At 69.1% G+C, this 25,885-nt stretch carries 25 protein-coding genes; 10 read left to right on the plus strand and 15 right to left on the minus strand.

From position 1 onward, the window contains the following. Positions 1–12: 12 nt before the first annotated feature. Genes MTAB308_RS27595 through MTAB308_RS27605 form a run of 3 tightly spaced genes read right to left on the minus strand, consistent with a single transcriptional unit; the run spans position 13 to position 2,114 of the window. On the minus strand, positions 13–408 hold the full coding sequence (locus tag MTAB308_RS27595; protein WP_077103977.1) for a hypothetical protein: 396 nt from the start codon (positions 406–408) through the stop codon (positions 13–15). A gap of 37 nt (positions 409–445) precedes the next feature. Next, a complete protein-coding gene (locus tag MTAB308_RS27600; protein WP_077103979.1) occupies positions 446–1,741 on the minus strand; it encodes a cytochrome P450 in 1,296 nt (431 codons plus the stop codon). A 13-nt stretch (positions 1,742–1,754) separates the two neighbouring features. Further along, positions 1,755–2,114 carry an MmpS family transport accessory protein gene (locus MTAB308_RS27605; RefSeq protein WP_077103982.1) on the minus strand — a complete coding sequence of 120 codons (360 nt, stop codon included), beginning with the start codon at positions 2,112–2,114 and terminating at the stop codon, positions 1,755–1,757. A 106-nt stretch (positions 2,115–2,220) separates the two neighbouring features. Between MTAB308_RS27605 and MTAB308_RS27610 the strand changes: the two genes are divergently transcribed. After that, complete coding sequence (locus MTAB308_RS27610) at positions 2,221–3,306, plus strand: NAD(P)H-dependent amine dehydrogenase family protein (RefSeq protein ID WP_077103984.1); 1,086 nt, start codon at positions 2,221–2,223, stop codon at positions 3,304–3,306. A gap of 115 nt (positions 3,307–3,421) precedes the next feature. Further along, on the plus strand, positions 3,422–5,215 hold the full coding sequence (locus MTAB308_RS27615; protein WP_077103986.1) for an Hsp70 family protein: 1,794 nt from the start codon (positions 3,422–3,424) through the stop codon (positions 5,213–5,215). Positions 5,216–5,228: 13 nt separating this feature from the next. On the opposite strand, the gene MTAB308_RS30705 is transcribed toward MTAB308_RS27615, so the two are convergent. From MTAB308_RS30705 to MTAB308_RS27630, 3 genes are all read right to left on the minus strand, one after another. Continuing rightward, positions 5,229–5,714, minus strand: coding sequence for a hypothetical protein (locus tag MTAB308_RS30705; RefSeq protein ID WP_245831512.1), 486 nt, complete (start codon positions 5,712–5,714; stop codon positions 5,229–5,231). Between the two features lie 76 nt (positions 5,715–5,790). Then, complete coding sequence (locus MTAB308_RS27625) at positions 5,791–6,897, minus strand: class I SAM-dependent methyltransferase (protein WP_077103988.1); 1,107 nt, start codon at positions 6,895–6,897, stop codon at positions 5,791–5,793. Positions 6,898–6,910: 13 nt separating this feature from the next. Beyond that, the gene (locus tag MTAB308_RS27630) at positions 6,911–7,867 is read right to left on the minus strand and encodes an SDR family oxidoreductase (protein WP_077103990.1); all 957 of its coding nucleotides are present in this window, start codon (positions 7,865–7,867) and stop codon (positions 6,911–6,913) included. 114 nt (positions 7,868–7,981) lie between these two features. Here MTAB308_RS27630 and MTAB308_RS27635 point away from each other — a divergent pair, with 114 nt between their 5' ends. Beyond that, entirely contained in the window at positions 7,982–8,776 is a 795-nt protein-coding gene (locus tag MTAB308_RS27635) for an SHOCT domain-containing protein (RefSeq protein ID WP_077103992.1), read from the plus strand. Positions 8,777–9,085: 309 nt separating this feature from the next. On the opposite strand, the gene MTAB308_RS27640 is transcribed toward MTAB308_RS27635, so the two are convergent. Both MTAB308_RS27640 and MTAB308_RS27645 read right to left on the minus strand, forming a co-directional pair. After that, positions 9,086–9,709, minus strand: a complete 624-nt coding sequence (locus MTAB308_RS27640; protein ID WP_077103994.1) for an MBL fold metallo-hydrolase — start codon at positions 9,707–9,709, stop codon at positions 9,086–9,088. Further along, positions 9,709–10,794 (minus strand): S-(hydroxymethyl)mycothiol dehydrogenase, encoded by a 1,086-nt coding sequence (locus MTAB308_RS27645; RefSeq protein WP_077103996.1) that lies wholly within the window; start codon positions 10,792–10,794, stop codon positions 9,709–9,711. The genes MTAB308_RS27640 and MTAB308_RS27645 overlap by 1 nt, the downstream gene beginning before the upstream one ends. 84 nt (positions 10,795–10,878) lie before the next feature. On the opposite strand from MTAB308_RS27645, the gene MTAB308_RS27650 reads away from it, so the two are divergent. The 3 genes from MTAB308_RS27650 to MTAB308_RS27660 all read left to right on the plus strand — a co-directional run bounded on the left by MTAB308_RS27650 (position 10,879) and on the right by MTAB308_RS27660 (position 13,378). Beyond that, positions 10,879–11,907 (plus strand): class I SAM-dependent methyltransferase, encoded by a 1,029-nt coding sequence (locus MTAB308_RS27650; protein WP_077103998.1) that lies wholly within the window; start codon positions 10,879–10,881, stop codon positions 11,905–11,907. Beyond that, positions 11,907–12,719 (plus strand): serine hydrolase domain-containing protein, encoded by an 813-nt coding sequence (locus tag MTAB308_RS27655; protein ID WP_077104000.1) that lies wholly within the window; start codon positions 11,907–11,909, stop codon positions 12,717–12,719. The genes MTAB308_RS27650 and MTAB308_RS27655 overlap by 1 nt, the downstream gene beginning before the upstream one ends. A 146-nt stretch (positions 12,720–12,865) precedes the next feature. Next, positions 12,866–13,378, plus strand: a complete 513-nt coding sequence (locus tag MTAB308_RS27660) for a DUF3145 domain-containing protein (protein ID WP_077104894.1) — start codon at positions 12,866–12,868, stop codon at positions 13,376–13,378. A gap of 65 nt (positions 13,379–13,443) precedes the next feature. On the opposite strand, the gene MTAB308_RS27665 is transcribed toward MTAB308_RS27660, so the two are convergent. Both MTAB308_RS27665 and MTAB308_RS27670 read right to left on the minus strand, forming a co-directional pair. Next, the gene (locus tag MTAB308_RS27665; protein WP_077104002.1) at positions 13,444–14,364 is read right to left on the minus strand and encodes a diacylglycerol kinase; all 921 of its coding nucleotides are present in this window, start codon (positions 14,362–14,364) and stop codon (positions 13,444–13,446) included. After that, positions 14,361–15,941, minus strand: a complete 1,581-nt coding sequence (locus MTAB308_RS27670; RefSeq protein ID WP_077104896.1) for an FAD-binding oxidoreductase — start codon at positions 15,939–15,941, stop codon at positions 14,361–14,363. The genes MTAB308_RS27665 and MTAB308_RS27670 overlap by 4 nt, the downstream gene beginning before the upstream one ends. 47 nt (positions 15,942–15,988) lie before the next feature. On the opposite strand from MTAB308_RS27670, the gene MTAB308_RS27675 reads away from it, so the two are divergent. Genes MTAB308_RS27675 through MTAB308_RS27690 form a run of 4 tightly spaced genes read left to right on the plus strand, consistent with a single transcriptional unit; the run spans position 15,989 to position 20,466 of the window. Next, positions 15,989–16,558, plus strand: a complete 570-nt coding sequence (locus MTAB308_RS27675) for a TetR/AcrR family transcriptional regulator (RefSeq protein ID WP_077104004.1) — start codon at positions 15,989–15,991, stop codon at positions 16,556–16,558. Then, complete coding sequence (locus MTAB308_RS27680; protein ID WP_425436340.1) at positions 16,555–18,093, plus strand: glycerol-3-phosphate dehydrogenase/oxidase; 1,539 nt, start codon at positions 16,555–16,557, stop codon at positions 18,091–18,093. The genes MTAB308_RS27675 and MTAB308_RS27680 overlap by 4 nt, the downstream gene beginning before the upstream one ends. A gap of 19 nt (positions 18,094–18,112) precedes the next feature. Beyond that, entirely contained in the window at positions 18,113–19,726 is a 1,614-nt protein-coding gene (locus tag MTAB308_RS27685; protein WP_077104009.1) for an FAD-dependent monooxygenase, read from the plus strand. Beyond that, a complete protein-coding gene (locus MTAB308_RS27690) occupies positions 19,723–20,466 on the plus strand; it encodes an SGNH/GDSL hydrolase family protein (protein ID WP_077104011.1) in 744 nt (247 codons plus the stop codon). Before MTAB308_RS27685 ends, MTAB308_RS27690 begins: the two co-directional genes overlap by 4 nt. Before the next feature lie 50 nt (positions 20,467–20,516). Here the strand turns inward: MTAB308_RS27690 and MTAB308_RS27695 are convergent, their stop codons facing one another. From MTAB308_RS27695 to MTAB308_RS27715, 5 genes are all read right to left on the minus strand, one after another. Continuing rightward, positions 20,517–21,938 (minus strand): acyl-CoA carboxylase subunit beta, encoded by a 1,422-nt coding sequence (locus MTAB308_RS27695; protein WP_077104013.1) that lies wholly within the window; start codon positions 21,936–21,938, stop codon positions 20,517–20,519. Positions 21,939–21,981: 43 nt separating this feature from the next. Further along, positions 21,982–23,235 (minus strand): 3-oxoacyl-ACP synthase KasB, encoded by a 1,254-nt coding sequence (gene kasB, locus MTAB308_RS27700; protein ID WP_077104016.1) that lies wholly within the window; start codon positions 23,233–23,235, stop codon positions 21,982–21,984. Positions 23,236–23,270: 35 nt separating this feature from the next. Continuing rightward, positions 23,271–24,521, minus strand: a complete 1,251-nt coding sequence (kasA, locus tag MTAB308_RS27705) for a 3-oxoacyl-ACP synthase KasA (RefSeq protein WP_077104018.1) — start codon at positions 24,519–24,521, stop codon at positions 23,271–23,273. After that, positions 24,518–24,865 (minus strand): meromycolate extension acyl carrier protein AcpM, encoded by a 348-nt coding sequence (gene acpM / locus MTAB308_RS27710; protein ID WP_003872368.1) that lies wholly within the window; start codon positions 24,863–24,865, stop codon positions 24,518–24,520. Before acpM ends, kasA begins: the two co-directional genes overlap by 4 nt. An 82-nt stretch (positions 24,866–24,947) precedes the next feature. After that, positions 24,948–25,856, minus strand: coding sequence for an ACP S-malonyltransferase (locus tag MTAB308_RS27715; RefSeq protein ID WP_077104020.1), 909 nt, complete (start codon positions 25,854–25,856; stop codon positions 24,948–24,950). Between the last annotated feature and the right edge of the window lie 29 nt (positions 25,857–25,885).

Below are 25,885 nucleotides of genomic sequence, written 5' to 3' on the forward strand. Positions count from 1 at the left end.
TCCCGGGAGCCGCTACCACCGCTGAAGCGAGAAGGGGTACGTGTTCACCCCGCCGGGCGAGCCGCCGCAACCCGTCGCGAACGTCGACTCCACCGAACCGGCCAGCGTCACCGCGTCCCAGGTATAGACGTCGTGCGACGGAAAGAATGCGACCACGCACCGCACGCCATCGGGCACGTCGACGGCCATCGTGTAGCGGCCGTCGGACAGAAACGCCTCACCGTCGTACGGCGCCGCCTGCCCGTTGGGTTGCGGAACCGCCGAAATGTGAACGCATCCCGGACGCTCGGCCTGGCACTGGCGGATCTCCCACAGCCACTCGTGGCCGGGATCGCGGTTGGTGTTCAGCTTGTAGTTGCCCAGCACCATGCCGGCGTGGGCGGACGGCGCCAGGGTCAATGCGGCCACCGCGAAAACAACGCCCAGAACGAACCTTCTCAAGGTCTCAGCTCCTGGGAGTCCACGCGACCGGCAACCTCTTGATGCCGTGGATGAATTGCGACAGCAGCATCGAGGGTTCCTCGACCGCGACGATGTCGGGGATCTCGCGCCGCAACTCGTCGAACACCACCCTGATCTCGCGGCGGGCCAGGTTGGCGCCCAGGCAGAAATGGGCGCCGCCGCCGCCGAAGCCGAGATGCGGATTGGGGTCGCGGGCCACGTCGAACATCCACGGGTTGGCGAACTTTGACTCGTCGCGGTTGGCCGAGTTGTACCACAGCGCGGCCTTGTCGCCGGCCGCCATCTTGACGCCACTCAGCTCGATGTCCCGGGTCAGGGTGCGCCGCATGTATACCACCGGGGAGGCCCACCGCACGATCTCCTCGACCGCGGTGGGGGCCAGCGCCTCGTAGTCGGTCCACCACTTGTCCCGTTCGGCGGGGTAGCGCGATAGCGCCAGCACGCCGTGGCTGATCGCGTTGCGCGTCGTCTCGTTGCCCGCGACCACCAGCAGGATGAAAAACGACGCGATCTCCTGCGACGTCAGCCGCTCGCCGTCGACCTCGGCCTCCACCAGGCTGGTCGTCAGGTCGTCGTGGTGGTTGACGCGGCGATCCTCGGCGAGCGCCGTGGCGTAGGCGCCGATGTCCATCGACACCTGGGTGAACTCCTCGAAATCGGTCGACAGGTCCGGGTCGCCGAACCCGAGAATCACGTTGGTCCAATGGAATACGCGCTGATGGTCCTCCTCGGGGATCCCCATCATGTCGCAGATGATCTGCAACGGCAGCGGCCCGGCGAGCTCGCTGACCAGATCGGCCTCGCCGCCGGGATGGTTGGCGATCAGCGATGCCACCAGCCGGTGCGCCCGCTCGCGCACCGACGCCTCGATGCGGGCCACCACCTTCGGGGTGAACGCCCGGCTGACGATCGAGCGCAGCCGCTGGTGTCGCGGATCGTCCGTCACGATCATCGAACCGAAGTACTCGGCCAGCTCCGGCATCTGGTCACCGATCGTGATGCCGCCGGCGGAGCTGAAGACGTCCGGATGACGGCTCGCATAGTGCACGTCGTCCAGCTTGGTCAGCGACCAATACCCGGGGCCGGCCTCGAACCCCTCGTACTCGACGGCGGGCCAGAACGAAATCGGCGCTTCGCGGCGCAAGGTGGCGAAGGCGCCGTCGCGGTAGTCGTCGTCGCGCCCCCAGAACTCCAGCGACTCGAGATGAATGTCGGCGAGCGGCACCTCGGGCGGTGGCGCCCCGTTCACTCGGGTCGCGATACCGGTCGTGAGTGGCACGGCAGAACCCCTCTCAGTGAGTGCAGACGGTCCTGGCCGGCGCCCCCACCGTTGCCGTCGCATCGCTGACGACGTTGCCGTCCATCAGGATCTTGCAGTTGATCGGTCCCGGGCCTTGGGCGCTGAGCACGAACACCTCGCCACCGAAGCCGGTGAACTGCGTCGACCACGGCAGCTTCGCGTTGACCGCGCGCTGCTGGCCGCCGTCGGTTTGATAGGAGATGTACTCCGCGACGCCCGGGCCGCTGACCTCGTAGCGGACTTGGGGGTTCTCGTTCGCGCCGGCCACGCCGGCGACGGTCCCACCGCAGAAATTGGCGAACCCGACGCCGAGAGCGAACAAGACCGCGGGCCCCCTGAGATGACTGGTCATGGTTCCACATCGTGTCATCACCGCCATTCCTGGTCTAGATGCCACCTTCGGCAATGCTTAGGGTGAACCGGGGGCTGAAATGGGATGAGGTGGTCGGAAAGTGGGTATGTCGGAAAGCGGCTCGAAGCGCGTGGTGGTCTGGGGTACCGGGTTCGTCGGCAGGATGGTGATCGCGGAGATCGTCAAGCATCCGCTGTTCGAGTTGGTCGGCGTCGGCGTCAGCAACCCCGACAAGGTCGGCCGCGACGTCGGCGACATCTGCGGGCTGCCCGAACCGGTGGGCATCACCGCGACCGACGACGTCGACGCCCTGATCGCGCTCAAGCCCGACGCCCTGGTGCACTACGGCCCGACGGCGATGCACGCCAAGGACAACATCGCACTGATCACCCGTTTCCTGCGGGCCGGCATCGACGTGTGCTCGACGGCGATGACGCCCTGGGTGTGGCCGACGATGCACCTGAACCCGCCCAACTGGATCGAGCCCATCACCGAGGCGTGCGAGCTTGGCGAATCGTCCTGCTTCACCACCGGCATCGACCCCGGCTTCGCCAACGACCTGTTTCCCATGACGCTGATGGGCCTGTGCTCGGAGGTGCGCCGGGTGCGGGCGTCGGAGCTGCTGGACTACACCAACTACGAGGGCGACTACGAGGTCGAGATGGGCATCGGTCGCGAACCCGAATACAGCCCGCTGCTCGAAGACTCCAACATGCTGATCTTCGCGTGGGGCGCCACCGTCCCGATGATCGCCCACGCCGCCGGCATCATGCTCGACGAGATCACCACCACCTGGGACAAATGGGTGACCCCGACGGAGCGCACGACGGCGAAGGGCGTCATCAAGGCCGGGCATGTCGCCGCCGTCCGGTTCACCATCAACGGGGTCTACAAGGGGGAGACGCGCATTCAGCTCGAGCACGTCAACCGCATCGGCCTCGACGCCGCCCCCGACTGGCCGTCGGGCCACGACAACGACGTCTACCGGGTGGACATCGAGGGGACCCCGAGCATCTTTCAGGAGACCGCGTTTCGGTTCACCGACGGTTCGGGGCGGGACGCGGCGACCGCGGGATGCCTGGCGACGGGGATGCGGGCCCTCAACGCGGTTCCGGCGGTCAACGACCTGCGGCCGGGCTGGGTCACGCCGCTGGACCTCCCGCTGATCGCCGGGGCGGGCGCCATTCGCTGAGCGGGTCGCACAGCCGCGGCCCCGGAGTCGCACAGCTCACGCATAGCAGACGCTTTGAACGGCTATAGGAATCAGCGGCACAATGAGCAGTGCCGCTGAATACGGGGATGGGTAGATGGCCGACAGAGCTACACCGGCGCTGGGTTTGTCGATTGGTTCCACCAACCTGGCGGCCGTGACCGCAGACCTTGCGATCATCCGCAAGCCGGTTCTCACCCTCTACCGTCAACGCCCGCCCGAGGTCGGCGTGCCCTCGGAAAATCCCAGACTCGACGAGCCGGGCTTGGTGATCACCGACTTCGTGGACCGGGTCGGGGACCCGGTGGGCATCGTGGCCGCCGATGGCTCGGTGCACCGCAGCGACGCTCTGGTCGCCGACGGGCTGCGCGCCCTCGCCTACGCCGCCACCGGCGGGCGCCCGTTGCCCGAAAGCGTCGCGGTGACCCACCCGGCACACTGGTCCGCCAAGTCGGTGGACGCGCTGAGCGCCGCGCTGAGCGGGGTGGCCGAATGGTCGGATCGCGCACGGCCGCCGTTGCTGATTCCCGACGCCACCGCGACGCTGTCCGCGGTGCGGGCCAGCCCCGGCATTCCCGCGCGCGGGACCGTGGCCGTCTGCGATTTCGGCGGCAGCGGCACGAGCATCACGCTGATGGACGCCGCCAACGACGAGCCCGTCGCCCCGACCGTGCGGCATCACGACTTCTGCGGCGACATGATCGACCAGGCGCTGCTGACCGCCGTCATGGCCAACATGCCGAGCACGGGTGCGCTCGATCCATCGGGCACCTCGGCGATCGGCTCGCTGAGCCGCCTGCGCACGGGCTGCCGCAGCGCCAAGGAGCAGCTCTCGTCGAACACGGTGACCACCCTTTCCGACGAGGGGATGCGCGCCGACGTCCGCATCACCCGCAACGAGCTCGACGACGCGATCCGCGGCGCGCTGAACAACTTCGTAGCCGTGCTGGAGGAATCCTTGCGCCGCAACGACATTCGCGATCTCGTGGCGGTGGTCTCGGTGGGCGGCGGCGCGAATGTCCCCGCGGTCACCACGAGGTTGTCCGGGCACCTGCGGGTCCCGGTCGTCACGACGCCGCGCCCGCAACTGACGGCCGCCATTGGCGCCGCGCTACGGGCGGCGCGCGGTCCCGACGACAACCGCCCGACCGCGCTGACCCCGGCCGCGCCGGCGACCGCGACGGCCCTGGCGCCGCTGGGCCGTGCGCCCCAGGCCGACCCGGTTTCGCCCGCGACGAGCGACGCAGCGGCGCCGAGCATGATGCCCGCGCTGGCCTGGTCGGCCTCCGGTGACGGATCGGGCACCCTCGGAACCAGCGCGTGGCCCAAGGCCGGCGGCACCGGCCACACGTCCGCGCGTCCGGCGGTGAAGTTCGAGCAACCCGAACCCCCGCCGCCCGAACCGAAGAAGTCGGCCATTCCGTGGCGCCGCGTGCCGATGGGCCTGATCGTCGGCGCGTTGTTGGCCGTGTTGTTGGTGGGCATTGCCCTGGCGATCGGGTTGGGCGGCTCCGGCGACAAGCCCGTGACGAACCCGGGCGGGAGCACGACGCCGGCTTCCCCGGCGCCGCCTGCGAGTTCCGCGGCGCCGCCGGCGAGTTCACCGCCCGCGCCGGCGAGTGCACCGCCCCCGAGCGTGGACACCAATCCGCCGGCCGCCACCGATGCACCGGCTCCGGTCGCGCCGCCGGCCGCTCAGCAGGGGACGGACGTCCCGGCGGCGCCGCCGGCACCCGCGGCCCCGCCCGCGCCGGCGCCACCGCCGATTCCGCAGATCCCGCGCATTCCCGCGATCCCGCCCATTCCACGGATCCCCGGAATCAACGCGCCGATCCCCGGCCTGCCCGAGGTTCCGACGCTGGTGAGCCAGATCGCCCCGCGCGCCCCCTGAATGAGCTTTCGGCTCAGTCCTTTTCGCCCTTGTTCTCGGCGGCCGCGGCTTTCTTCAGTTCCTCGTTGAGGGCCTTGTCCTTCTCGATCTGCTCCTTGCGGTCCTTGTCGTCGCCGCCGTCGTCGGTCTTCGCTTGCTCTTCGGAGCCCTCCTCGGACCCCTTCCCGGAGCCCGCCCCAGAGCCGTCGTCGGAACCTTCGCGCTCGGGTTCGTTATGTTGCGGGTTGCCGTCCTCGTCGAGCCAGTCGTTGACCGCGGTGCCGGAAACCATGCCGCCCGAACCCGGCAGCACCACGGTGGGCAGGTCCTGGTAGGCCTTCATCATCTCGGCGGCCTTTTCCTTGTGCTCTTCGTTGGGCTCGGGCTTTTCGGTTGCCGGCTGTTCGTCGTCCTGCCGGTCGTCGTCCTGCCGGTTCTCGTCCAGCCGGTCCTCTTCCTGCCGGTCCTCGTCCTGACTGGCCGCTTTCTGGCCGGCCTCTTTGTCGTCCTGCACGCTCATGCACCTACCCCCTTGGAGTCGCAGTTCCGACTATCCCCGGGGGGTTACCCGTTGCGGCGCTGTGTCGAAACTCTCGTCAGTCCGAGCGGCGGTTCTTGACCAGCACCACCGCGGCGAGCGGAATCCGCATCGGCTCTGGCGCGCTTGACAAATGTCCTGCGACGGCCCCCTCCAACCGGTCGGCGAACTCGGCCGCCCGCGGGTCGGCCGCGGCGCCGTCCAGGCCGCAGATCAGGGCGTGGAACAGCGCGGCCCGCGCGAACGCCGCCCACTGCGCACCGAAAGCGTTTGCGTCACCGTCAATTTGGTACCGCGCCCAGAATCGATCCTCGGCGTCGAACATCTCGAGGTGTTCGATGGTGAGGCCCTCGAACCGGCCGCTCGGGGAGAACGGGGCGCGAAAGTCCCGCTCGCTGCGCCCGGATGTGGGAATGACCATGCGCCGGAGCTCCTCCTCGCTGAGCAGGCCGTCGCGCACCAGATCGTCCAGCGCCGCGACGATCGCGTCGAGCAGCGTCTTGAAGCCGGGCTTGTCGTCCTCGTCGACACCCAGCGTCAGCACCACCAGCCGCCCTTCCGGGGCCAGCTCGCGCCCGCGGAACGCGACGAAGTCGTGCCAGTCGGTGGCGGCCTGGTGGGTGTAGGCGGCGCGCGCCGCGTCGTCGCTGCTGTAAGCGACGTGCACGTGATCGTGGAGCTGGTAAGGGATCCGGCTCACCCACTGGGTCGCCCACGACGTCCAGCCGAGGTTGACGGTCTTGGACGGCACGATCTGTCCATAGAAGGACCGGCCGATCGCGGAGGCGAAACTCGTTGTGTCCGTTTGCAGGTAGCTGTCCGGGTCGTCGGCCAGGGTTTGGAACAGCGCGGTGAAATCGTTGCCCGGAACGTCGGTGTGCGCCACCAGGATCGCGTGGTCGGAACGGGTGCGCCGGCGCAGCACCGCGATGGCCGCCGACAGCGGCTTCAGCGAGTTGTGCCCGTTGGCCGCGCCGTAGTCGGCGATGACGATTGGCTGCGGGGCCGCCGGGAGCGGCACCTGTTCGGCGGCCCGCTCGAACAACGCGATGGCCTGCGCCAGGCCGGCGGCCTGCAGCCGCGACGATTGGGTGTAGGTCGCGCTGTCGGTCGGCTCGGGCCGGACCACGATGCTCGATTCGGGCAGACGAGGTTCCGGCCGCATGCACCAACGATAGTCAGTCCGGCTTCGGGTAGCTCACTCCGGTGAGCTGCTCGGACAGCTCCCACAGTCGGCGGCAGTCGTCCTCGTTGCGCGCGCGCTCGGGCACCCGGGCCGGCCGCACGCCGCCACCGGCCAGCTCCTGGAAACCGCGGGGGCCGTAGAACGCGCCGCCCTCGGCGTGCGGCGCGGCGGCCGCGTAGAGCGCGGGCAGGATGCCCTCGTCGATCTCCTGCCACAAAAACGGCGTGAACCGCCACGACGCCTTGTAGAGGCGCTCCATCAGCGCGGGCTTCTCGCGGCCGTGCGAGGGTCCGGCGACCTGCAGGTTGGTCTTGGTCAGCCCGGGGTGCGCGGCGTTGGACGTGATGCCCCAACCGCCCGCGCGGCTGCGCCGGTCCAGTTCGAGGGCGAACATCAACACGGCCAGCTTGGACTGGCCGTAGGCCGACATGGCGGCGTAGGACTTCTCGAACTGCGGGTCGTCGAAGTGGATCTTGCCGCTCTGGCGGGCCGCCAGGCTGCTCAGCGAGACGACCCGGGCGTTGCCGGCGGCGCGCAGCAGCGGCAGCACGTGCCCGGTCAGCGCGAAGTGGCCGAGATGGTTGCTGCCGAACTGCAATTCGAACCCGTCAGCGGTGGTGTCGCGTTCCGGCGGCGTCATGACGCCGGCGTTGTTGATCAGGATGTCGATGGGGCGGCGCTCGGCGTTGAGTTGTTCGCCCAGCGCGGCGACGGACGCCAGCGACGACAGGTCGAGGGCTTTGATGGACAGCTTCGCGTCGGGGACCGTGGCGCGGATTTCCTCGATCGCCTTTTCGCCTTTGGTGCGGTTGCGGATCGCCATGACGACGTCGGCCCCGGCGGCCGACAGGCGCCGGGCGAGCCCGAACCCCAGGCCGCTGTTGGCCCCGGTGACGATCGCCAGCTTGCCCGACAGGTCGGGCACCGTGGCGACGAGATCGTTGGCCATGCGTAGCACTCCTTTCGTACGCGCCCCGTCATAGTGTGCTCTTTGTGCCGGCTCGTCGACAGGGCCGGCGTCCGACCGCTGGCATCGCCCGGCGCGCGGTGACAGACTGCCTGGATGAACAGCAGGCGGCTCGCCAAGGTTTCGCTGGCCGCCGCCGTCGTGCTGATGATCGTGTCGGTGGGCGGCTTCATCGTCGCCCTGGTGCTCAACGCGTTCTTTCTGGACAAGTACAACGCCTACGGCGAGGTGCCGATCCCGGGAACGGGCAGCGTGTACCTGCCCGCCGGCGAGGTCACCGTCAGCCTGCACACCGTCGTCGTCGGCAGCCCCAACGGCGGCCTGCCGGTGCCGCCGCTGGGTCTGACGATCGCGCCGCCCGAGGGCGCGGCGCAACCCGCGTTGAACGAAAGCATCGGCAGCACAACGACGGTCAACAACGACGCGCACGTGCGGGTGTGGGTGGCGCAGATCCCCGTCAGCGGCAACTACAACATCACCACCGACGGCCAGGTCAACGGGTACATCAATCCGCGACTGGCCTTCGGCCACAAGAGTTCCGAGGGCTTTTTGGTGTGGTTGTTCGTCGGGCTGTTCGTGGTGGGGCTAATCGATTCGATTCTGTCCGGGCTGTGGCTGGGCCGCACCCGGCGCCGTGCGGTGGTGGCGGCCAACCCGTACTACCCGCCGCCCGTCGCATCGCCGGTGACGCCCGCCGCGCCAATGGTGACGCCCGCCGCGCCGATGGTGACGCCCGCCGCGCCGATGGTGACGCCCGCCGTGCCGATGGAGCCCAGCGACGAGGGGGTACGCCTCGAGCGGCTCAAAACCCTGGCAGCGCTGCGGGATTCCGGGGCGCTGACCAACGAGGAGTTCGAGGCCGAGAAGCGCCGGATCCTCGAGGGGCATTAGGCTTTTCGGCGGCGAGATCCCAGCGGTCACACGCGTCTCTGAAACTGCAGACACCCGACGCGCCCGCACGCAGAGCGACAACGTTGCGACAGCGCGGCGACCTGGCGAACGCGGCCGGTTTTCGTGTGCCCCTAGGGCTTTCTGTGTGCGTCGAGGGCGGAAATTCTGCGAAATACGCGCCCTGGATGCACGCCGAAAACCGTTAGTTCACACGCGAACGCATGCCCGGCGCGGTTGTCCCCATGAGGTGGACGAAAACGGTGTGCCTCGCCGACGGCGACCCCTGTGGCGGGTGTGATCCGACAGGCCTCAGTGGCCGCGCGCCACCCACTCCTCGTAGTGCACGATCTCGTCGCCGATTGTGGTGCTGTCGCCGTGGCCGGTGTGCACGATGGTGTCGCCGGGCAGCGTGCCCAGCCGCTCGGAGATGGAGTTCAGGATCGTCGGGAAATCCGAGTAAGAACGACCCGTCGCGCCGGGCCCGCCGGCGAACAGGGTGTCGCCGCTGAACACGACGCCCAGGTCATGCGAGTACCAGCACACCGACCCGGGCGAGTGGCCCGGGGTGTGCAACGCCGTCAGCTCGGTGCCGGCGACGCTCAACCTCTCGCCGTCGGAAACACACCGAAAGTCTTTGTTCGGGTGGGTCATTCGCCACAGCACCTCGTCGGCCGGATGCAGCAGCACCGGTGCGTCCAGCGTCTTGCCCAGCTCGGGAGCCACCGTGACGTGGTCGTTGTGCCCGTGCGTGCACACCACCGCCACCACGTGGCGGCCCCCTACCGCCTCGACGATGGGCGCCGCGTCATGGGCGGCGTCGAAAACCACGACGTTCGAATTGTCGCCGATGAGCCAGATGTTGTTGTCGACTTCCCAACTGCCGCCGTCCAGTTCGAAGGTGCCGTGCGTGATTACCCGATCGATGCTCACCATTACAGGATCACCACCGAGCGCAGCACCTTGCCGCCGTGCATCTTGTGGAACGCCTCCTCGACGCCGTCGAGCCCGATGCGTTCGGAGACGAACTTGTCCAACGGCAGCCGGCCCTGCAGGTACAGGTCGATCAGGGTGGGGAAGTCGCGCTCGGGCAGGCAGTCGCCGTACCAGGACGACTTCAGCGACCCACCGTGGCTGAAGAAGTCCAGCAGCGGCATCTCCAGCTGCATGTCGGGGGTCGGAACCCCCACCAGCACAACGGTTCCGGCGAGGTCGCGCGCGTAGAAGGCCTGCTTCCACGTTTCGGGCCGGCCCACCGCGTCGATCGCCACGTTGACGCCGAAGCCCTCGGTCAGGTCCTGGATCGTTTTCACGACGTCGAATTCGCGGGCGTTGACCGTGTGCGTGGCGCCGAACTTGCGGGCCCAGTCCAGTTTGGTGTTGTCGGTGTCCACGGCGATGATCTGGCGGGCCCCGACCAGCGCGGCGCCGGCGATCGCGGCGTCGCCCACGCCGCCGCAGCCGATCACGGCGACGGTGTCGTCGCGGGTGACGGCCCCGGTGTTGATCGCGGCGCCCAGCCCGGCCATCACGCCGCAGCCCAGCAGGCCGGCGACCGCCGGGTCGGCCCGGCGGTCGACCTTCGTGCACTGGCCGGCGGCCACCAGCGTCTTGTCGCAGAAGGCCCCGATGCCCAGCGCCGGGGTGAGCTCGGTGCCGTCGGTGAGCGTCATCTTCTGCTCGGCGTTGAGGCTGCTGAAGCAGTACTGCGGTCGGCCGCGCTTGCACGCGCGGCACTGCCCGCACACCGCGCGCCAGTTCAGGATCACGAAGTCGCCCGGCTCGACGGCCGTCACGCCCGGCCCGACCGCCTCGACGGTGCCGGCCGCCTCGTGGCCGAGCAGGAACGGGTACTCGTCGTTGATGCCGCCCTCGCGGTAGGTCAGGTCGGTGTGGCACACCCCGCAGGCGATGATGTCGACCACCGCCTCACCGGGCCCGGGGTCCGGGACGACGACGTCCACCACCTCGACGGGTTCGCCCTTCTTGCGTGAAATCACTCCGCGCACTGTCTGACTCATGCGCTCCAACCTACGGTGTAGCGTCTGCAGAGCGTGACGGCACCTGAAACCGCCTCGGAAACCACCGAAGATTTCGCCGGGCGAATGGTCGCGGCCATCGACGGCGCCAGCCTCACGATCCTGCTGAGCATCGGGCATCAGACCGGCCTGCTGGACACGATGGCAGGGCTGCCCCCGGCCACCAGCGCGCAGATCGCCGAGGCCGCCGGCCTCAACGAGCGCTACGTCCGGGAATGGCTGGCCGGCATGACCACCGGGCACGTCGTCGACTACGACGCCGGCGCCGGCACCTACTCGTTGCCCGCGCACCGGGCCGGCGTGCTCACCCGCGCGGCCGGGCCCGACAACCTGGCGCTGGTGGCGCTGTTCCTTCCGCAGCTCGGCGAGGTCGAGCAGAAAATCGTCGGTTGCTTCCGGGAGGGCGGCGGGCTGCCGTACAGCGAATTCCCGCGCTTTCACTCGCTGATGGCCGAGCAGAGCGCCGCGGTGTTCGACATCGCGCTCGTCGACGTGGTGCTGCCCTTGGTCGACGGCCTGCCGGAACGGCTGCGCGCCGGCGCCGACGTGGCCGACTTCGGGTGCGGCAGCGGCCACGCGATCAACGTGATGGCCCAGGCGTTCCCGGCGAGCCGGTTCACCGGCATCGACTTCTCCGACGAGGCCGTCGCCGCCGGTGTCGCCGAGGCGGCCCGCCTCGGCCTGACGAACGCCACCTTCGAAAGCCACAACCTGGCCGAGCTCGACGCGGCGTCGAAAAAAGAGGCCTACGACGTCATCACCGTGTTCGACGCCATCCACGATCAGGCGCACCCGGCGCGGGTGCTGGAAAACATCTACCGCGCCCTGCGGCCGGGCGGCGTCTTCCTGATGGCCGACATCAAGGCGTCGAGCCGGCTCGAGGAGAACGTCGGCATCCCGATGAGCACCTACCTCTACACCGTCTCGCTGATGCACTGCATGACGGTGTCGCTCGCGCTGGACGGCGCCGGGCTGGGCACCGCGTGGGGCACGCAGCTGGCCACGTCGATGCTCGGTGACGCCGGGTTCGACGACGTGAGGGTGGCCGAGATCGACTCGGACCCGATCAACAACTACTACATCGCCAGGAAGTGATGGCCGCGCTCGACAGCATCACCGGCTGGCCGGTGACGGCCGCCGCCGCCGCGGTCGTCGGGCCCGGCGGGGTGCTGGCCACCCACGGCGACACCGAACGGGTCTTCGAGCTGGCGTCGGTCACCAAGCCGCTGGTGGCCCGGGCCGCGCACGTCGCGATCGAGGAGGGCGTCGTCGAGCTGGACACCCCGGCCGGCCCGCCCGGCTCGACGATCCGACATCTGCTGGCGCACGCGTCGGGCCTGGCGATGCACAACGATCGCGTGCTGGCCAAGCCCGGCGCCCGGCGGATGTACTCAAACTATGGGTTCGGCGTGCTGGCCCGGGCCGTGGAGGCGGAGTCGGGGATCGAGTTCGGCCGCTACCTGGCCGAGGCGGTGTGCGAGCCGCTCGGCATGGCGGCCACCCGGCTGAACGGTGGGTGCGAGGCCGCGGGGTTCGGCGCCACGTCGACGGTCGCCGACCTGGCGGCCTTCGCCGGGGACCTGCTGCGCCCGTCGACGGTCTCGGCGCAGCTGCACGCCGAGGCCACGACCGTGCAGTTTCCCGGCCTGGACGGGGTGCTGCCCGGCTACGGCGTGCAGCGGCCCAACGATTGGGGCCTGGGATTCGAGATCAGGGACGCCAAGTCGCCGCACTGGACGGGCGCGCGCAACTCGGCGCGCACGTACGGCCATTTCGGTCAGGCGGGCGGGTTCATCTGGGCGGATCCCGAGGCCGACCGGGCGCTGGTGGTCCTCACGGACCGCGATTTCGGCGAATGGGCGCTACAGCCGTGGCCTGCGCTTTCGGACCTGGTGCTGGCCGAGTGACATTTGACCACTCCGCACACTAGCGCAACAGGGGTATCACAGGGCACAATAGACACGCAGGACACAAAAATTTACATGCATGCCGCTTCGAGCGGTCCACCAGGTCGTTGGGGAAGACGTCCCTCGTGGAACCGAAGGAGCAGGATATGCGTGCGTCGAACCAATTTGCCGACGTGACGACGGGTGTGGTGTACGTCCATGCCTCGCCCGCGGCGGTATGCCCGCATGTCGAGTGGGCGTTGTCATCGACCCTGCAGTCCAAGGCCAACCTGGTCTGGACACCGCAGCCGGCGATGCCCGGGCAGCTGCGCGCGGTCACCAACTGGGTGGGGCCGGTGGGTACCGGCGCCCGGCTGGCGAACGCCCTGCGCTCCTGGTCGGTGCTGCGCTTCGAGGTCACCGAGGACCCCAGCCCCGGAGTCGACGGCCAGCGCTTCAGCCACACCCCCCAACTGGGGCTGTGGAGCGGGTCGATGAGCGCCAACGGCGACATCATGGTCGGCGAGATGCGGCTGCGCGCGATGATGGCCCAGGGCGCCGACACGCTGGCCGCCGAGCTGGACTCGGTGCTGGGAACGGCGTGGGACGAGGCGCTCGAGGTCTATCGCGACGGCGGCGACGCCGGCGAGCTGACCTGGCTCAACCGGGGTGTCGGCTAGCGTCTCCGGACCGGTAGGCGACTGTGGATTTCGGTAGCGCATGCGCTACCGAAATCGAAGATCCACTAATGGTCTGAAGAGGCCCGCGGCCGCAGGATCCGCAGCGCGGCGGGCACCGCGGAAATCTCGGCGGGCAGCGCGCACGCGAAGTCGCCGTCGGCGTAGACGTTGATGCCGGGGCACTCGACGTCAATCGACCTGGCCCGCGCCGTGGTCACCTCGTCGAGATTCACGTGCGTGCCTTTCATGACGGTGGGGAACAGGCGGACCAACTTCGTCCGCGACGCCGAGTGGGCCATGGTGATGTCGAGCAGGCCGTCGGTGGGGTCGGCGTTGGGGCAGATCAGCAGCCCGCCGCCGTAGCTGCGGGTGTTGCCGAAGGCCGCGAGGGTGATGTCGGCGTCGATCTCGTTGGTGCCGTCCAGCACCAGCCGAAACGGCAACAGCCGCAGCTGTGACAGCTCGGCCAGCATCGCGAGGTAATAGCGCAACCGCCCGTGCGGCCAGGTCATCCGGTTGGCGCGGTCGGTCACCAGGGAGTCGAAGCCGGTGGCCGCGACGGTGCCGAACCACTTGTGGGTGTCATCCCACCGGATCCTGCCCAGGTCGATGGTTTCCGTCCAGCCGTCGGCGACGACGTCCGCGGCGGCCGCGGGATCCTTGGTGGGGATATCGAATTCACGGGCGTGATCGTTGCCGGTGCCGGCCGGGACGATGCCCAGCGGGACATCGGCGCCCGCCAGCACCTGCAGCGCGTTGGAGACGACGCCGTCGCCGCCGGTGACCATGACCGCGTCCGTTCCCCGTTCGAGTTCGGCCGCGACGAGATGGCGCGCGTCTTCGGCGTCGTCGCCGATGATCTCGGTGACCTGCACGCCCCGCTCGTGCAGGCGGGCGATCGCGACCTGGGCCGCCCGGATCGCGGCGCCGTGCCCCGACGCGGGATTGGTCAGCGCGGTGACCTTGCCGATCTCGCGCTGGGTCACGGAATCAGCTTGCCGGGGTTGAGGATTCCGGCCGGGTCGAGCGTCGCCTTGACCGCGCGCAACACCTGCACGCCCAGCTCGCCGACCTCGGCGCGCATCCAGGGCCGGTGGTCGGCGCCGACGGCGTGGTGGTGGGTGATGGTCCCGCCGTGGGCGATGATCGCGTCCGACGCGGCCTTCTTGGCGGCCCGCCATTGTTCGATCGGATTGCCGCGCTGCCCGGCGACGATGGTGAAGTAGAGCGACGCGCCGGTGGGGTAGACGTGCGAGATGTGGCACATCACCAACGCCGGGGTGCCCGTCTCGGCCAGTGCATCGGTAAGCGCTTGGGTAACAGCGGCTTTCAGCGTGGGAACGCCCGCCCAGTCGGTGGCCGTCTCGAGCGTCTCGCAGAGCGCGCCCGCGGACAACAGCGAGTCGCGCAGATACGGCGCGCCGAACCGGCCGCGCTCCCAGGCCCGCGCCGGCCCCTCGCCCAGCGACGTGCCGCCCCGCCCCGCCAGCAGGGCGCTGGTTTCGGCGTGCCGGCTCTCGACGTGTTCCTTGGTGCCCTCGAACACGGTGAGCCCCAGGCACCCGCCGGTGATCTGGCTTTCGCCGATCGCCTCGGTGGTGGCCAGGTTGACCCCGGTCTCGACCTCGTCGGAAAGCCGGATGACGGTGGGGCCGGTGCCGATCTGGGTGACGGCGCGCAGCGCCGCGGCGCCGGTCTCGAAATCGGGGAACGACCACGCTTCGTAGGCAACGGCTTCCGGGATGCGGTGCACGCGCACCCGCACCTGGGTGATGACGCCGAAGGTTCCCTCCGACCCGAGCAGCAGCTGGCGCAGGTCGGGGCCCGCAGCCGACGCCGGCGCGCGGCCGAGCTCCAGCGTGCCCACCGGGGTGACCATTCGCAGGCCGCGAACCATGTCGTCGAACCGGCCGTAGCCCGCCGAGTCCTGACCCGACGACCGCGTCGCGGCGAAGCCGCCGATGGTGGCGTACTCGAAGCTCTGCGGGAAGTGCCCGAGCGAAAACCCGCGCGCGCCCAGCAGGCGTTCGGCGTCCGGTCCGGTGACACCGGCCCCGAGGGTGGCCTGGCCGGACACCTCGTCGAGCTCGATCAGCTGGTCGAAGCGGTGCAGGTCGAGCGACACCACGGCTTCGAACCCGCCGCGGGTGGGATCGAGGCCGCCGACCACGTTGGTGCCCCCGCCGAACGGGATCACCGCGATGCGGTGCTCGGAGCAGTAGCCCAGGATCGCGGCGACCGCGTCGTCATCCCCGGGCAGCAGCACGGCGTCGGGCGCGTCCTGGACGCCGGCGTCCCGGCGGCGCAGCAGGTCGAGGGTGGATTTGCCGCCGGCGCGCAGCAGCCGGTCGCGGTCGTCGGTGCGACAGTACTCGGGGCCGACGATGCCGGCCAGCGCGTCTTTGTCGGCCGGCGACAGCGCCGACGGGCGCAGCCTCACGTCGTCGGCGGCGATGTCGGTTTCGCCCGAATCCTGCAGGCCCACAGCCTGTTTCAACAGGGAGCGGATGCCCTCCGAGAGGGGCTTGGCCGCGGCGGGATCCCCCCACGCGTTCCATTTCATCGGTGGAAGGAGTTCCTCGGCGTGCGTCATGCGTTACAGTATTACACATGTTGTCAATCAGTAACGCTCCGTCGGAGACGGGAGACCGGATCCTGGCGGCGGCGGCGAGCTGCGTCGTCGATTTCGGGGTGGACCGGGTGACCCTGGCTGAGATCGCGCGCCGGGCCGGCGTCAGCCGGCCGACGGTGTACCGCCGCTGGCCGGATACCAAGTCGATCGTGGCGGCGCTGCTGACCCGGCACATCACCGGCGTGATGCGCACAGCGCCGTTGCTCGGCGAGGATCGGGAGTCGCTGGTGCGACAGATCGTCGCGGTGGCCGACCTACTGCGCCGGGACGACCTGGTGATGTCGGTGCTGCATTCGGAACTGGCGCCGATCTACATCACCGAACGCCTCGGGGCCAGCCAGCAGATGCTGATCGACGCCCTGGCCGAGCGGCTGCGGGTGGCCCAGCGCCACGGCAGCGTCAGGGCCGGAGACCCGCTGCAGATGGCCACCATGGTGTTGCTCATCGCCCAGTCGACCATCCAGTCCGAACGCATCGTCCGGCCGATGCTGGACGCCGACGCGCTGGCCGCCGAGCTCGGCTACTCGCTGAACGGATACCTCTCGTGAACCTTTCCGCGCTGAATGCCGCGCGCCGCACCGCCGACCTGAGCGCCCTGGCCGACGGCGCGCCGCTGGACGCCGTCGTGATCGGTGGGGGCATCACCGGCGTCGGGATCGCCCTGGACGCCGCCTCGCGCGGCCTGCGGGTGGCGCTGGTGGAGAAACACGACCTGGCGTTCGGCACCAGCCGCTGGAGTTCCAAGCTGGTGCACGGCGGCCTGCGCTACCTCGCGAGCGGCAACGTCGGCATCGCCCGGCGCAGCGCCGTCGAGCGCGGAATCCTGATGACGCGCAACGCCCCTCATCTCGTTCACGCGATGCCGCAGTTGGTGCCCCTGCTGCCGTCGATGAGCCGCGGCAAGCGGGCGCTGGTGCGCGCCGGGTTCCTGGCCGGCGATGGGCTGCGGGCGCTGGCGGGTACGCCGTCGTCGGTGCTGCCGCGGTCGCGGCGGGGGTCGGCGCGGCGCGTCGTGGAGCTGGCGCCCACGGTGCGACGCGACGGCCTCGACGGCGGCTTTCTGGCGTACGACGGGCAATTGATCGACGACGCCCGGCTGGTGACCGCGGTCGCGCGCACCGCGGCGCAGCACGGCGCCCGCATCCTGACCCACGTCGCCGCGTCCGACGCGACGGGCACCTCGGTGCGGTTGACCGATCAGCGCAGCGGGCAGTCGTTCGACGTGTCGGCCCGCGCGGTGATCAACGCCGCCGGGGTGTGGGCGGCCGAGATCGACGATTCGTTGCGGCTGCGGCCCAGCCGCGGGACACACCTCGTCTTCGATGCTCGGGCGTTCGGGAATCCGACTGCGGCCCTTACGGTTCCGATTCCCGGCGAGCTCAACCGCTTCGTGTTCGCCATGCCCGAGCAGCTGGGCCGGGTTTACCTGGGTCTGACCGACGAAGACGCGCCCGGCCCGATACCCGACGTGCCCGAACCGTCCCGCGACGAGATCGCGTTCCTGCTGGACACGGTGAACACCGCGGTGGGGACCTCGCTCGGCACGGCGGACGTGATCGGCGCGTACGCCGGTCTGCGGCCGCTGATCGACACCGGTGAGGGCCGCACCGCCGACGTGTCGCGCGAGCACGCCGTCATCGAGGCGCCGTCCGGCGTCATCAGCATCATCGGCGGCAAGCTGACCGAATACCGCTACATGGCGGAGGACGTCCTGGACTTCGCCGTCGGCCGGCGAGGTTTGCGCGCCGGCGACTGCCGCACGCGCGACCTGCCGCTGATCGGGTCGCCGGCGAACCCGGGGCCCGCCGCGGGGTCGGGCGCCGGGTTGCCCGCGTCGTTGGTGGCGCGCTACGGCGCCGAGGCGTTCGGCGTCGTCGCGAACGCGACGTGCGACCGCCCGGCCGAGCCGGTCGCCGAGGGCATCGACGTGACCAGGGCGGAGTTCGAGTACGCAGTGACGCACGAGGGCGCACTGGACGTCGACGACATCCTGGATCGCCGGACGCGGATCGGCCTGGTGGCGCGGGATCGCGAGCGGGTGGCCGCCGTGGCGGGGGAATTCGTCGCTGGCTTCGTAAAGTGACAGTTGCTATCATTTCAGCGTGACTGCCACATTGAGGGTGCCGGTGCTGGTGGTGGGCGCGGGCGCGGGCGGGCTGGCGACGTCGGCGCTGCTCGCCAAGCACGGAATCCGTTCCCTGCTGGTCGAAAAACGCCGCGAGGTGTTCATCTACCCAAAGGCCCGCAACCTGAGCTTCCGGAGTCTGGAGATCCTGCGCGGCCTGGGCCTGGCCGACGAGGTCCACGCGATCGCCCACGGAGTTTCGGACATGCTGAGCAAGCCGACGCTCCGCAGCACCGAAGAGCACCAGGCGCTCGACATCAACGCCATCTTCTCGCCGTTCGAGGATCTGAGCCCCGAGCCCGGCGGGCAATACTGCCCGCAGAGCGCGTTCGAACCCATCCTGGCCGCGTATACCCGTCGGCACGGCAGCCAGGCGCGCTACGCCACGGAATTGAGTTCGTTCGAACAAGACGAAGGCGGCGTCACCGCGGTGGTACGCGACCGGGAGTCGGGCGCGACTGAGGTGGTACGCGCCGACTATCTCGTCGCCGCAGACGGCGTGCACAGTCCGGTCCGCGACGCCTTGGGCGTGACGGCCTCCGGCTATGGGCCGCTGCCGATCTACGTCGTCTTCATTTACTTCCGGGGAGCGTGGCGACAGTTCGTCCCACAGCTGCGCGGCGGCGACGGCGTCCAGGTCAAAAACCCCGACGTGGAGGGCATCTTCCTGCCGGTGCGCGACGACTTCGGCATGTTCATCACCACGTATTTTCCCGACCGCGGCGAGACCGCCGATAAGTTCACCGCACAAAAGTGCCGAGAGCTGTTGACGAAAGCGATCGGTGAGCCGATCGACCTGGACGTCATCGACATTGCGCCGTGGCAGCCCTACGAGCGGGTGGCCGACCAATTCCAAAGCGGCCGAATCTTTCTCGTCGGCGACTCGGCCCACACCATGCCCCCATTCAAGGCCGGCGGGGCCAACACCGCCATCCAGAGCGCGCACAACCTGGCCTGGAAGCTGGCCGCGGTCTTGAACGGGACGGCCGGCCCGGGCCTGCTTAGCACCTACCACGCCGAGAGACACCCGGTCGGGCGCTTCAATGCGCGCCAGTCGCTGACGGGTCCATCGCTGGCCTTCCTCCGGTTGGACGACGACCGACCGCTATTGCCCGCTGAGGAAGAGGTGCCAATGTTCCCTCTGCTCATCGGCTACCAATACCGCTCGGCCGCAGTGGTTTCCGATGATCCCGTTCCGGCGCGTCCGGACGCCGTGTCACTGGTGGGGGAATTGCGCGGGCAACCGGGCACCCGCGTCCCGCACGCGTGGGTCGTCGACGGCGGAAAGCGGGTCTCCACCCTCGATCTGCTCGGTCCCGGCTTCACGTTGTTGACCGGCGACGACGATGCCGAATGGTCTGACGCCGCAGCCTGCGTGTCGCAGGCCGTCGGCGTCCCGATCGGCGTGCAGCGCATCGGAACTGCGCGCGACGGCGACGGGTCCTGGGTTGCCGCCACGGGCCTGGCACCGGACGGGGCATTGTTGGTGCGACCCGACGACTTCGTCGGCTGGCGCGCCGACGGTCTTCCGCGTTCACCACGGACCGACCTCGGCCGGGTGCTGGGTCAGATCCTCGCCCGGACACCATGAGCGGTACGCCGAGTTCGGAAACGGTGGCCTGTCTGGGCTCGAGCACCACCGCGTCGAGGGGAACCTACAAGTGGATCGACGAGCTGGAAAAGCGGCCCCAAAACCGCCGATTTCGGTTCGTCAATCTCGGCGTGGGCGGGGACCTGTCCTTCAATGCCGTCCGGCGCCTCGACCGAGTGATCGCGCTGCGGCCAGACCGCGTCATCGTGCTCATCGGGACGAACGACGTCATGGCGAGTGTCTTTCCCAGCTTCCGCCGATTCGCCCGGGTCTGGAAGCGACTCTCCGAAGAACCGTCGCCGGCGCGGTTCGAACAGAACCTCGCGATCATCGTGCACAGGCTGCACGGGGAGGCCGGTGCCCGGGTCGGGCTGAGTTCCCTTGCGCCGCTGGGAGAGGAGCCCGGTTCGTCCCACCCGGTTCAGGAGCGGCTCAACGACCTGATCGCCACCTACAACGGCATCATCCGCAACGTCGCCTCGACGGGGTCCGCACACTACATCCCGTTCTATGAAGCATTCCTGGAGCGCCTCGCGCGGGCGACGACGACCAAACCGTTCACCCGTTTCTCGTTCGCGTCGCTCTACCGCGACTACCTGTGGCGGGAAATGGTTATGCGCCAAAGCTTTGACGAGATCTCTCGGAGCAACGGTTGGCACTTCCACGTCGACGGCATTCACCTCAACACCGCGGGCGGGCGCATACTCACCGACACCGTTCAGCAGTTCTTGGACGCCTGAAGCCCGCCGGCGAACATCGCCGACCGGCCGCTGCGGTACGAAGGGTGCGCCTACAGCGGGATGTTCTTGTGGCGGCCGCGGCGAACGGGCGCGTGGGCCAGCGCCTCGGTGAGCTTGCTGCGGGTGTGCGCCGGATCGATCTTCTCGTCGACCACGCCGATCTCGATGGCGCTGTCCACGCCGCCGGCGATCCGCTCGTGCTCGGCGGCCAGCTCGTCGTGCAGCGCCTCGCGCTCGTGGTCGGGCGCGGCGGCCAGCTTCTTCTTGTGCAGAATCCCCACCGCGGCCTTGGCGCCCATCACCGCAACCTCGGCGTCCGGCCAGGCGAACACCTTGGTCGCGTTCAGCGAACGCGAGTTCATCGCAATGTAGGCCCCGCCGTACGTCTTTCGGGTGACCAGCGTGACGCGCGGCACGGTGCACTCGCCGAAGGCGTGCAGCAGCTTGGCGCCGCGGCGCACCACGCCGCCCCACTCCTGGTCGACGCCCGGCAGGTAGCCCGGCACGTCGACGACCACGATCAGCGGGATGCCGAAGGCGTCGCACAGCCGCACGAAACGCGCGGCCTTCTCGGCGCTTTCGGAGTTCAGGCAGCCGCCGAGTCGCAGCGGGTTGTTGGCCAGCACGCCGACCGTGCGGCCCGACAGCCGGCCCAGCCCGACCACCATCGACGGCGCCCAGTTGGCCTGGAACTCGTCGAACGGCACATCCTTGTCGAGGATCGCGGTGACGATCGGGTGCACGTCGTAGGCCCGCCGCGCCGACTCGGGCAGCAGCGCGTGGATGTCGGTGTCGCCGGCCTCGGCCTTGCTGCGGTCGAAATGACCCTGCTGGCAGAACAATCCGACCAACCGGCGGCCGCGCTCGTAGGCGTCGAGCTCGTCGTCGGCGACGATGTGGCACACCCCGGACTTCTTGTGGTGGGTCTCGGGTCCGCCGAGCGAGGCCATGTCGACGTCCTCACCGGTGACGCTGCGCACCACGTCGGGTCCGGTGACGAAAACCCGGCTCTCCGGCGCCATCACGATGACGTCCGTCAGCGCGGGCCCGTAGGCGGCGCCGCCGGCGGCGAAACCGACGACGACCGAGACCTGCGGGATGTAGCCGGACGCGCGAATCATGGCCTCGAACACGGTGCCGACCGCGTGCAGCGCCTTGACGCCCTCGGCCAACCGCGCCCCACCCGAGTGCCAGATGCCCACGATCGGGCTCTGCTCCTCGATGGCTGTGTCGTAGGCGTTGACGATGTGCCTGCAGCCCTCGGTGCCCATCGCACCACCCATCACGGTGCCGTCCGTGCAGAACGCGATGGTGCGGATGCCGTTCACGGTCCCGGCGGCGGACAGCACGCCCGAGCGGTCACGCTCGTGCAGGAGTTCCACGGTGCCCTCGTCGAAGAAGTTGCTCAGACGCAGCAACGGGTCCCGGGGGTCGAGCGATTCGCCAACCGACGCGGGGGCCATGATTGTCATCGCAGGTCTCCTGTTCCGAGTGTGCTCGCCAATGAAGGCGGGGTCAGTACCGCCCGAAGGCGAGCGCGACGTTGTGGCCGCCGAATCCGAACGAGTTGTTGATCGCGTACTTGTAGTCGCCCGGTCGCGGCTTGCCCGCCACCACGTCCAAATCGATCTCCGGATCGAGGTTTTCCAGGTTCAGTGTCGGGGGAACCACCTGATCCCGCAACGCGAGCACGGTCAGGATGGACTCCACCGCGCCGACCGCACCGACCGAGTGGCCGAGCGCGGCCTTGGGGGCGTAGACCGCCGGCTTGTTGCTGCCCAGGGCGTTGTTGATCGCCCTGCTCTCGGCCAGGTCGCCCACCGAGGTGCCGGTGGCGTGGGCGTTGACGTGGTCGATGTCGCCCGGGGTCAGGCCCGCGAGCTGAATCGCCCGGGACATCGCGTGCCCGGCGCGCTCGCCGTTGGGGTCCGGGGCCACCATGTGGTAGCCGTCGGAGGTGATTCCGGCCCCCATCAATCGCGCCAGAATGGTGGCACCGCGGGCCTTGGCGTGCTCCTCGGTCTCGATCACCATCAGCGCGCCGGCCTCGCCGAACACGAAGCCGGTCCGGTCCCGGTCGAAGGGTCGGCACGCGCCCACCGGGTCGTCGTTCTTGGTGGACATCACGATGCGCATCTGGGCGAACGCGGCGATCGGCACGGCCTCGATCTTGGTTTCGACACCGCCGCAGATCGCGATGTCGGCCTCGCCGAACACGATGTTGCGCCACGCCTGGGCGATGCCCTCCGAACCCGAGGCGCACGCCGAAACCGGTGTGATCACACCGGCTTTGGCGTGCCATTCCAGACCCACCGCCGCCGCCGCACCGTTGGGCATGTACTTCTGCACACCGAGCGGCGAGACCGCCCTGAGCCCGCGGGCGCGCATGTCGTCGTAGCTGAAGACCATTTCCTCCGACGAGCCCATCCCGGTGCCGATGGAGACCATCAGCCGGTTGGTGTCGACCTCGGGCGAGCCGGCGTTCTCCCACACCCGCCGGCCCAGAATGGTCGACATCCGTTGCAGGTAGCCCGTCCGGCGCAGCTCGATGCGCGTCAGCTGGCTGTCGAATTCTTCCAGCAGGTGTCCGCCGATTCGCACCGGGAGGTCGAATTCCTCGACGAATGGGTCGTCAAGGACGCGGATACCGCTTTGCCTGTCCTGCAACAACTTCCAGGTGGTCTCGGCGTCCGTCGCCAGTGCGGTCGTCATGGCGATGCCAGTGACGACTACATTCGGGAGGCCTTCCCCGGTAACCAGCTCTGTCATGGGTCTTGCAAATGTTCCTTCCATGCTTTCCGGCTTTAGTAACGCCCGAAGGCGAGCGCCACGTTATGGCCGCCGAACCCGAACGAGTTGTTGATCGCGTAACGGAACTCGCCGTAGCGGGGCTCGCCCGCGACCACATCAAGGTCGATCTCGGGGTCCGGTGTTTCGTAGTTGAGGGTGGGCGGTATCACGCCGTCCCGAAGGCTCAATACCGTCAATACAGATTCCAGCGCACCGACCGCGCCGATGGAGTGGCCCAGCGCCGACTTTGGCGCGTAGACCGCGGCGTGCTCGCAGCCGGCGACGCGGATGGCGTTGGCCTCCGCGGAGTCACCGATCGGCGTCGCCGTCCCGTGGGCGTTGATGTGGTCAACGTCCTTGGGGGACAAGCCCGCAAGCTCCAGCGCTCGCGTCATCGCCCGGCCGGCGCGCACGCCGTCCGCTGCGGGGGCCACCATGTGGAAGGCGTCCGAGGTGATGCCGGCGCCCAGCAGGCGGGCCAGCGGCTTGGCGCCGCGGGCCTTCGCGTGCTCCTCGGTCTCGATGATCATCAGCGCCCCGGCCTCGCCGAACACGAAGCCGTCGCGGTCCTTGTCGAACGGACGCGAGGCACGCTCGGGTTCGTCGTTGCGGGTCGACATGGCCCGCATCATCGAGAACGCCGCGATGGGCAGCGCCTCGATGGGGCCCTCGACACCGCCGCACACGGCGACGTCGGCGTCACCCATGACTATTTGACGCCACGCGTGCGCGATTGCTTCCGAGCCCGACGAACAGGCCGACACCGGGGTCATCACGCCGGCGCGCGCCCCGAGCTGCAGGCCGACCACGGCGGCCGCACCGTTGGGCATGATCATCTGAACGGCGAGTGGCGACACCTTGCGGGGACCGCCCTCGTTCATCAGGTCATAGCTCTCGATGACCCGTTCGGCGCCACCCAGACCCGTGCCGACCACGACCGTGAACCGGTCGGGGTCGACGTCCGGGCTGCCCGCGGTCTCCCAGAGCTGACCGGACAGCAACTTGCTCATCCGCTGGACGTAGGACATGCGACGCAGGTCGAGCCTGCCCATGTGGTTGTCGACGGGCTCCTTGAGGTGTCCACCGATCTTGACGGGCAGGTCCCACTTGGTGACGAACTCGTCCTCGAGTACGCGGATGCCGCTCTCGCCGGCTAACAAACCCTTCCACGTGCTCTCGATGTCCGGCGCGATCGATGTCGTCGCCGTGACGGCGGTTACCACAACGCTGGGGTAACCGCCATTGGCAGTGGAAGGCTTGGTCACTTGCTGTCCGCTTCCAGCCTCGCCTTGACGTTGGCGACGGCTTCGGGGTTCTCGGTCTCCAGCTTGGCGCGCAGAGCCTCGGCGGCCTCGGGGTTCTCTTCCTCGAGCTTCTGGATGTAGGCGACCACGTCACCGACGGTGCGCAGACCGGCGAGATCCTCGTCGGGGATCTTGACGCCGTACTTGTCCTCGGTCTGCACCGCGATCTCGACCATCGACAGCGAGTCGATGTCCAGGTCGTCAACGAACGACTTCTCGGGGGTGACCTCGGACGGCTCGATACCGGTCACCTCTTCGATGATCTCGGCGATACCGGCGATGATTTCTTCCTGACTGACGGCCACGGCCTATTCCCTTCGTAATGTGTTGTGTGCAAATCGGATTGACGTTTTGCAGTTTCTATTTGTACTGGCAGAAGCGGGCGTTTTAGAGGTTTGCCAACTCGTCCAGATCCGCGGGTGACTTGACGGCACGCGCCGTAACCCCCCGAAGTTCGCGTTTGGCGATACCGGTGAGCGTCCCCGCCGGGGGGAACTCCACGATCGCCGTGACATCGTGCGCACGCAGGTAATCGGTGCACAGGTCCCAGCGCACCGGCTGAGTCAGCTGGGCGACCAGGGTGTCCATCGCGGCCGCCGCCGAGGCGACGGGCTTGCCGTCGCGGTTGGACAGCAGCGTGACGGTGGGTTCGGCGGTCACGACGGCGGCCGCCGCCGCCGCGTAGCCATCCAGGGCCGGAGCCATGTGCTTGGTGTGGAACGCGCCGGCCACACCGAGCGCGCGCACCCGCGCCTTGGCCGGCGGGTCCTCGGCGAGCTTCTCCAGCGACGCCAGCGGGCCAGCGGCCACGATCTGGCCGGGCGCGTTGCGGTTGGCGGGAAACAGCTCGAGCTCCTCGAGGCGGCTCAGCACCTCGGCCTCGTCGCCGCCGAGCACCGCCGACATGCCGGTCGGCTCGAGGGCGCAGGCCTTGGCCATTTCGGCGCCACGGGTGGCGGCCAGCGCCACGGCGTCATCGGCGGCCAGCACGCCGGCGATCGCGTAGGCCGCGATCTCGCCGACCGAATGGCCCGCGACGATGATGTCCGCGCCGCTGAGCAGGCCTCGCCTGGTCAGCTCCTGGTGGGCGAGCAGGGTGTTGGCGACGACCAGCGGCTGGGTCACCGCGGTGTCGGTGATTTCCTCGGTCGATGCGGTGGTGCCCAGCCGCACCAGGTCCAGGCCGCTGGTCTTCGACCACAGGGCGAGCTGGTCGGCGGCGCCTGGCAGCTCCAGCCATGGCGACAGCATCCCCTCCGTCTGCGCACCCTGTCCGGGCGCAAGCAATGCGATCACGTGTCTAAGAGAACACTGTGGAAACGGTT

It is taken from the genome of Mycobacterium terramassiliense (assembly GCF_900157385.1).
In the GTDB taxonomy this organism is placed as follows: Bacteria; Actinomycetota; Actinomycetes; order Mycobacteriales; family Mycobacteriaceae; genus Mycobacterium; species Mycobacterium terramassiliense.